The 7,336-nt window shown below is 69.5% G+C and carries 8 protein-coding genes; 1 reads left to right on the top strand and 7 read right to left on the bottom strand.

Features of this window, described 5'->3' with window-relative positions:
* The 6 genes from ACFDTC_RS12170 to ACFDTC_RS12145 form a co-directional block, all read right to left on the bottom strand.
* Window positions 1-353 (bottom strand): biotin carboxylase N-terminal domain-containing protein (locus tag ACFDTC_RS12170; protein ID WP_375259159.1); only part of this gene is annotated, 353 nt, incomplete at its 3' end.
* Between the two features lie 56 nt (window positions 354-409).
* A complete protein-coding gene (locus tag ACFDTC_RS12165; protein ID WP_375259147.1) occupies window positions 410-2,014 on the bottom strand; it encodes a carboxyl transferase domain-containing protein in 1,605 nt (534 codons plus the stop codon).
* Window positions 2,011-3,579 (bottom strand): AMP-binding protein, encoded by a 1,569-nt coding sequence (locus ACFDTC_RS12160; protein WP_375259158.1) that lies wholly within the window; start codon window positions 3,577-3,579, stop codon window positions 2,011-2,013. The genes ACFDTC_RS12165 and ACFDTC_RS12160 overlap by 4 nt, the downstream gene beginning before the upstream one ends.
* Window positions 3,579-4,073, bottom strand: coding sequence for a lysozyme inhibitor LprI family protein (locus ACFDTC_RS12155; protein WP_375259146.1), 495 nt, complete (start codon window positions 4,071-4,073; stop codon window positions 3,579-3,581). The genes ACFDTC_RS12160 and ACFDTC_RS12155 overlap by 1 nt, the downstream gene beginning before the upstream one ends.
* Before the next feature lie 40 nt (window positions 4,074-4,113).
* Window positions 4,114-4,446 (bottom strand): hypothetical protein, encoded by a 333-nt coding sequence (locus ACFDTC_RS12150; RefSeq protein WP_375259145.1) that lies wholly within the window; start codon window positions 4,444-4,446, stop codon window positions 4,114-4,116.
* Between the two features lie 5 nt (window positions 4,447-4,451).
* Window positions 4,452-5,615 (bottom strand): isovaleryl-CoA dehydrogenase, encoded by a 1,164-nt coding sequence (locus ACFDTC_RS12145; RefSeq protein ID WP_375259144.1) that lies wholly within the window; start codon window positions 5,613-5,615, stop codon window positions 4,452-4,454.
* Between the two features lie 160 nt (window positions 5,616-5,775).
* Here ACFDTC_RS12145 and ACFDTC_RS12140 point away from each other — a divergent pair, with 160 nt between their 5' ends.
* Window positions 5,776-6,243, top strand: a complete 468-nt coding sequence (locus tag ACFDTC_RS12140; protein WP_375259143.1) for a pyridoxamine 5'-phosphate oxidase family protein — start codon at window positions 5,776-5,778, stop codon at window positions 6,241-6,243.
* A 91-nt stretch (window positions 6,244-6,334) separates the two neighbouring features.
* Here the strand turns inward: ACFDTC_RS12140 and ACFDTC_RS12135 are convergent.
* On the bottom strand, window positions 6,335-7,336 hold a 1,002-nt coding region (locus ACFDTC_RS12135; protein ID WP_375259142.1), incomplete at its 5' end, for a DegT/DnrJ/EryC1/StrS family aminotransferase.

Below are 7,336 nucleotides of genomic sequence, written 5' to 3'. Positions count from 1 at the left end.
GCGTCCTTCAGGCCCATCTTGCGGATCGCCTGTGCCGACGGGCCGATGAAGACCAGTCCCGCCGCCTCGACCGCCTCGACGAAATCGGGGTTCTCGGACAGGAAGCCGTAGCCGGGATGGATCGCCTGCGCGCCGGTGGCCAGCGCCGCCTCGATGATCGCCTCGCCGCGCAGGTAGCTTTCCGCCGGCGACGCTCCGCCAAGGCTGACGGCGCGGTCGGCCATCGCCACGTGTGCGGCGCCGGCATCCACGTCGGAATGCACCGCGACGGTCGTCACGCCCATGGCGCGCGCGGTGCGGATCACCCTGCAGGCGATCTCGCCCCGGTTGGCGATCAGAATGGTGTCGAACATGCGCGTCCTCCGGGCCTTGCGCCCCTTGAAATCCGTCGTGCCGGCGGCGGCCGGTGCTACATCCGGAACACGCCGAAGCGCGTCTCGTCGATGGGTGCGTTCAGCGCGGCGCGCAAGGACAGCGCCAGCACGGCGCGCGACTTGCGCGGGTCCACGATGCCGTCGTCCCACAGCCGCGCCGAGGCATAGAGCGGGTGCGACTGACGCTCGAACATCTCGATCGTGGGGCGCTTGAACTCGGCCTCCTCGTCCTCGGACCAGGTGCCGCCGGCGCGTTCGATCGCGTCGCGCTTGACCGTCGCCAGAACGCCCGCCGCCTGCGGTCCGCCCATGACGCTGATCCGGCTGTTGGGCCAGGTCCACAGGAAGCGCGGCTGGTAGGCGCGCCCTGACATGCCGTAATTGCCGGCGCCGAAGCTGCCGCCGACTAGCAGCGTGATCTTCGGCACGCTGGTCGTGGCCACGGCCGTCACCATCTTGGCGCCGTGGCGTGCGATGCCCTCGTTCTCGTATTTCCGGCCGACCATGAAGCCGGTGATGTTCTGCAGAAACACCAGCGGGATGCGCCGCTGGCTGCACAGCTCGACGAAATGCGCGCCCTTCTGCGCGCTTTCGGAGAACAGCACGCCGTTGTTGGCGACGATGCCCACGGGCATGCCCTCGACATGCGCAAAGCCGGTGACCAGGCTTTCGCCGAAGCGCGGCTTGAACTCGTCGAGGCGCGAGCCGTCGACGATGCGCGCGATGACCTCGCGGATGTCGTAGGGCGTGGTCAGGCGGTCCGGCACGACGCCGAGGATCTCGTCGGGGTCGTAGGCGGGCGCCTCGGGCGTGCGCAGGTCGATCGCGGCGCGGTCGTCGTGGCCGAGGTTGCCGACCGCGCGCCGGGCCAGCGCCAGCGCGTGGGCGTCGTCCTCGGCCAGGTAATCCGCGACACCCGAGAGGCGCGTGTGCACGTCGCCGCCGCCCAGGTCCTCGGCCGACACGACCTCTCCGGTCGCGGCCTTCACCAGCGGCGGGCCGGCGAGGAAGATCGTGCCCTGTTCCTTCACGATGATCGTGACGTCGGACATGGCGGGCACGTAGGCGCCCCCGGCGGTGCAGGACCCCATGACGACAGCGATCTGCGCAATGCCCTTCGCGCTCATCCGCGCCTGGTTGTAGAAGATGCGGCCGAAATGGTCGCGGTCGGGAAAGACCTCGTCCTGGTTGGGCAGGTTCGCGCCGCCGGAATCCACGAGGTAGAGGCAGGGAAGCCGGTTCTCTTCGGCGATTTCCTGAGCGCGCAGGTGCTTCTTGACCGACATGGGATAGTAGGTGCCGCCCTTCACGGTGGCGTCGTTGCATACGACCATGACCTGGCGGCCCGCGACCTGCCCGATGCCGGCGATTACGCCCGCCGCAGGCGCGGCGCCGTCGTAAAGGCCATGCGCCGCCGTCGCCCCGATCTCGAGGAAGGGCGAGCCCGCGTCCAGAAGGTTCGCCACGCGCTCGCGCGGCAGCATCTTGCCCCGGTCGAGGTGCCGCTGGCGGGCTTTCGCGCCACCGCCCTCGGCGGCCTGGGCCGCGGCCTGCTCGATCTCGTGCAGGGCGTCCAGGTGCGCGGCGCGGTTGCGCGCGAAATCCTCTGACCCGGTCAGGATTTGCGAGGCGATCTTCATGTCGTTCCTTCCGTTTCGGAGGATGTCTCGGCGGCCGCGCGGGCCTTCAACTCGCGGCGGATGACCTTGCCGGTCACCGTCATCGGCAGCGCGTCGAGAAACGCGATTTCCTTTGGGCAGGAATAGGTTGCGAGTCGTTCCTTGACCCATGCCTTCAGCGCGTCGGCGTCCGGTTTGGTGCCGCCACGGGCAACCACGTAGGCCTTAACGATCTCGGTCCGCAGCGCGTCGGGCTTGCCCACGACGCCCACGTTGGCGACATCGGGATGCGCCATCAGGCAATCCTCGATCTCGGACGGGCCGATGCGGTAGCCGGCGCTGGTGATGACGTCGTCCTCGCGCCCGCGGAAATGGATGAAGCCGTCCTGCATCGTGCCGCGGTCGCCGGTGACCAGCCAGTCGCCGCGGAACTTGGCGGCGGTCTCCTCCGGCTTGCCGCGGTACTCCAGCATCATCGACGCGGCGCCGCGGCGGATGGCGATGTCGCCCTCGGCGTCGGTCGGATTGCCGTCTTCGTCGATCACCGCCACGTCGAAGCCGGGCACGGCGCGGCCGATGGCGCCGGGGCGCGGGTCGAACAGCGCGGCGCAGGCGCTGGCGACCATGTTGCATTCGGTCTGGCCGTAGAACTCGTTGATGGTGACGCCGAAGGCCTTGCGCCCCCAGGCCAGCATCTCGGCGCCGAGCGGCTCTCCCCCGCTGGCGACGCTGCGCAGGTCGGGGATCGTGGCGTCCTCGGCCTTCAGCATCCGCAGGGCGGTCGGCGGGAAGAATATATTTCGGACAGAGGCTTCGCGGACGATCTTCAGGCATTCGTCGACGCCGAACCGCGCCATTCGCGCGGCCACCACCGGCACGCCGAGCGCGAGACCCGGCATCGCCACGTCGAACAACCCGCCGATCCACGCCCAGTCTGCCGGGGTCCAGAGCACGTCGCCCGGCGCGCCGAGGAAATCATGGCTCATCTCGACCCCCGGCAGATGGCCGGTCAGCATCCGGTGGCCGTGCAGCGCGCCCTTGGGCGCCCCGGTGGTTCCGGACGTGTAGATCAGGCAGGCGGGCGTTTCGGGGCGCGTCTCGGCCGCCTCGGCGTCATCGGACGCGTCGGTCAGGTCGGCCTCGGTCAGGGCGTCGAAGCCCAGCCCGCGCACCCGCGTCGCGCCCTCTTCGTCGGTGACGGTCAGCACGGCGCCGGCGTCGCCCAGCCGGGTGCGCAGCGCATCGTCGCGGAACAGCACGAACAGCGGCACCGAGACAGCACCCAGACGCCACACCGCCAGATGCGCCGCCAGGCACAGCGGCGATTGCGACAGCAGCACGCCCACCGTGTCGCCCGCGCGCACGCCGCGCGCCACCAGCGCCGCCTGAACTCGGCGCGACAGGCGCGCAAGGTCGGCATAGGACCAGTCGGCGCGCGTGCCCGACGACAGGTCGATCACCGCCAGCCGGTCCGGCTCGGCCTTGGCGCGGGCGTCGCAGGCCTGAACCGCCATGTTGAGCCGCGACGGCAGGTCCCAGGCGAAGCCCTTGCGCAGCGCGTCGTACGTGTCGGCCGGCGTCAGCATCATTCGCCGCCCAGTTGCTCTTCGAGATACAGCGCCTGGTGCGCGGTCTCGGACATCAGGCACGCGATCGAGGCCGGCCCGCCGCCGGTGCCGCCGCCCCACAGACTGCGCTCGTAGTCGCAGCGCCGGTCGCGATAGGCGATCCAGGCACGCTGCATCTCGCGCAGCGCGTCGGCCGAGGACGGGACGTTCACGCCCAGATCCGCATTCTCGGCGTCGATGGCGGCGCGCTGGTCACGCAGCGTGCCGTAGGCGTCGTTGAGCGCCGCGTCCCAGTACTGCCATTCCCGGTCGAAGCAGAAACCCATGGCGACGGTGGAATAGCCGCCCTCGTTCTCGACCATGCAGGCCTGGGCGCTGGCGCCGATGCAGGTCTCGGCCAGGCCGCCCGCGGCAAAGCACGCCTCGGTCGCCTCGGGCGAGAAGGTCAGATCCTGCGCCACGGCGGGTGCGGCGGCGGCAAGGAAAGCGAAGGAAAGGGCGGCTTTTGTCATGGCTGGCGATCCGTAAATGGCTTCTGCGAAAAGGCGAAATTCACGTTCTTGGCGCGGAGCGCGGACCGCGCGGCGCATCCTCGGGTCCGGTCATGTCCACCAGGCCGCCCAGCCGGTTGACGTCGAACCGCCAGCCCGGCCCGTCCTGCGGCCCGCAGATCACCGTGATCCAGACCCAGCCGCCCTGCCCCGGAACCGCGACGCAATCCGACACCCGCGCCTGTGGCCCGGCCAGCGCCCGGTAGCGTTCGGCATAGACCAGGATCGCGTCGCCCTCGGTCAGGTTGGCCGCCAGCCAGCCCAGCCGGAACGCGTACAGCGCGGCGAGCGCCACGATCAGCGCGAGCGGCAGGAACCAGGCCCATCGCGGCATGCCCCTCAGGCGACCGCGGCCAGAAGCTCGCGGCCGATCAGCATGCGGCGGATTTCCGACGTGCCGGCGCCGATCTCCATCAGCTTGGCATCGCGGAACAGCCGCGCGACCGGCGCGTCGGACATGAAGCCCGCGCCGCCCATTGCCTGAACCGCTTGGTGCGCCTGCACCATCGCCTGTTCGCTAGCATAGAGGCAGCAGGCCGCCGCGTCCTGCCGGGTGACGGTGCCGCGGTCGCAGGCGCGCGCCACCTCGTAGACGTAGGCGCGGGCCGAGTTCATCGCGGTGTACATGTCGGCCATCTTGCCCTGCATCAGCTGGAACGACCCGATGGGCGCGCCGAACTGCTTGCGCTCGGCCATGTAGGGCATGATCTCGTCGAGGCAGGCGGCCATGATGCCAAGGCCGATGCCAGCCAGCACGACACGCTCGTAGTCGAGGCCGGACATCAGCACGCGGACGCCCTTGCCTTCCTCGCCCAGCACGTTCTCGAACGGAATCTCGCAATCGTCGAAGACCAGCTCGGCCGTGTTCGAACCGCGCATGCCCAGCTTGTCGAAATGCGGCGAGGTGCTGAAGCCCTTCATGGATTTCTCGACGAGGAAGGCGGTGATGCCCTTGGGCCCCGCGTCGGGATCGGTCTTGGCGTAGACCACCAGCGTGTCGGCGTCGGGGCCGTTGGTGATCCAGTACTTGGTGCCGTTCAGCCGGTAGTGGTCGTTGCGCTTTTCCGCCGTCAGCTTCATCGACACCACGTCCGAACCGGCGCCGGCCTCGGACATCGCGAGCGCGCCAACGTGCTCGCCCGAGATCAGGCCGGGCAGGTACTTGCGGCGCTGGTCGTCGTTGCCGTTGAGGCGGATCTGGTTTGTGCAGAGGTTGGAATGCGCGCCGTAGGAAAGCGAGACGGACGCCGATGCGCGCGCCACCTCCTCGATCGCGACTGTGTGGGCGAGGTAACCCATGCCCGAGCCGCCGAACTCCTCCTCGACCGTGATGCCGTGCAGGCCGAGCTCGCCCATCTCGGTCCAAAGCTCGGCCGGAAAGGCATTGTCGCCGTCGATCTTTGCGGCCATCGGCTTCAGCCGGTCCTGCGCCCAGCGGTGCACCATCTCGCGCAGCGCGTTGACGTCTTCGCCAAGGTCGAAAGTCATCGAGTGCATGAACATTGGCCGAGGCGCCTCCCCACGCTGGTCCGGCTTATTGAACGCTTGTTCAAATATTACGCGCCGGCGCCGCGTCGGTCAAGCGCTTGCGCGCCGCAACGGGGAACGGCGGTGCGGGGGCTTGCGTTGGCCCATCAAACGCAACGCAAGCACGGAGGACACCATGACCGCGCTGAAAGAGACCTTCTGGAAACGCATGGGCGACGTCCAGGCCGGCCTGCTGGCCGCCGATGGCGAGCGTCCGATCCCGATGAGCCCGCAGGTCGACCCCGACCAGAACGCGATCTGGTTCATCACCGCTGCCGGCTCGACCGCGGACCGCGCGTCGAAATCGGGCGGCGAGGCGAGCTTTCACGTCGCCGACCCCAAGGCCGGGCTTTACGCCAATGTCTGGGGCAAGGTCGACGAGCACACCAACGAGGAAAAGCTGGACGAGCTTTGGAATGCCATGGCCGCGGCCTGGTTTCCGAAGGGCCGCAAGGACCATTCCGTGCGGCTGGTGAAGTTCAGCCCGCACGACGCCGAGGTCTGGGCGAACGACGGCTCGGCCAGCTTCCTCTACGAGGTCGCCAAGTCCAACGTATCCGAGCACACGCCCGACGCGGGCGAGCACGGTCGCGTGGTATTCTGAGCATCTGCGGGGTCAGGGGCGACGCCCCGGCCCTGCGGCTTCACTGAATTCCCGGGGAAATGAACGAGGCGTCGGCACGGCCGGCGCCTTTTTATCGTGCGCAGAGGGCGACGACTTCGTCGCGGATGATCGCCGCGATCAGCCGGCAATCGTCCGCCGAGAAGGTCAGCGGCAGGCGCATGTCGATCAGCGTGGCGAGGATCCGGTCCGTCGCGGGCATCGCCGGCGCCGGAGCGTAACGCCACGAATCGTAGCGCGACGTGTACCCGGCCGGCTCGGGCGCGCCGAACCACTTGAGCACGACACCGCGCGCGGCGCAGCGGCGCACCAGCTCGGCGATGCGGTCCGGCGCCCAGTCCGGCAGCAGCGCCTGAAAGGACGAGCCGACGAAGGACTCGCGCGGATCTCGGGCGACGAGGCGCAGGCCCGGCATTCCGCGCAGACCCTCTTCGACCACGGCGTAGAGCGCGTTCCAGCGCTGCACCCGCTCGGGCAGCGTGGCCAGCTGAGGGCGCAGGATCGCGGCCCGCAGGTTGTCCATCCGACCCGACACGTTTGGCGTGTCGTAGCGCAGATCCTCGAAGGCCTCGGGCGGGGGTGCCGCGCGGTGGCGATCATAGAGCATGTAGCTGCCCGACAGCAGGATCGCGCGCGCCATCAGCGTGGCGTCGTCGGATACCAGGAACCCGCCCTCGCCCGAGTTCGCGTGCTTGTAGGTCTGGGTCGAGTAGCAGCCGATCACGCCGTGCCGACCGGAGGGCGTGCCGTCCCAGGCGGCGCCCATCGTGTGCGCGCAATCCTCGATCACCGTGATGCCCTGCGCATCGCACAGCGCCATCAGCCGGTCCATGTCACAGATATGCCCGCGCATGTGGCTGAGCATCAGCACGCGCGCCTGCCCGGCCTTGGCGGCGAGGTCTTCGAGGTCGATCACCAGCCCCTCGGTCACGCCCACGTAGACGGGGCGCGCGCCGACCGAGGCGATGGCGCCCGGCACCGGCGCCAGCGTGAAGGCGTTGGTCAGCACCGGATCGCCCGGCCCCACGCCGACCGCCCGCAGCGCGCAGGCCAGCGCGTAGCCGCCCGAGGCGAC

The sequence above is a fragment of the Citreimonas sp. genome (assembly GCF_042096055.1).
Classification (GTDB): Bacteria; Pseudomonadota; Alphaproteobacteria; order Rhodobacterales; family Rhodobacteraceae; genus Citreimonas.
This window is presented reverse-complemented; position numbering and strand designations above follow the sequence as displayed.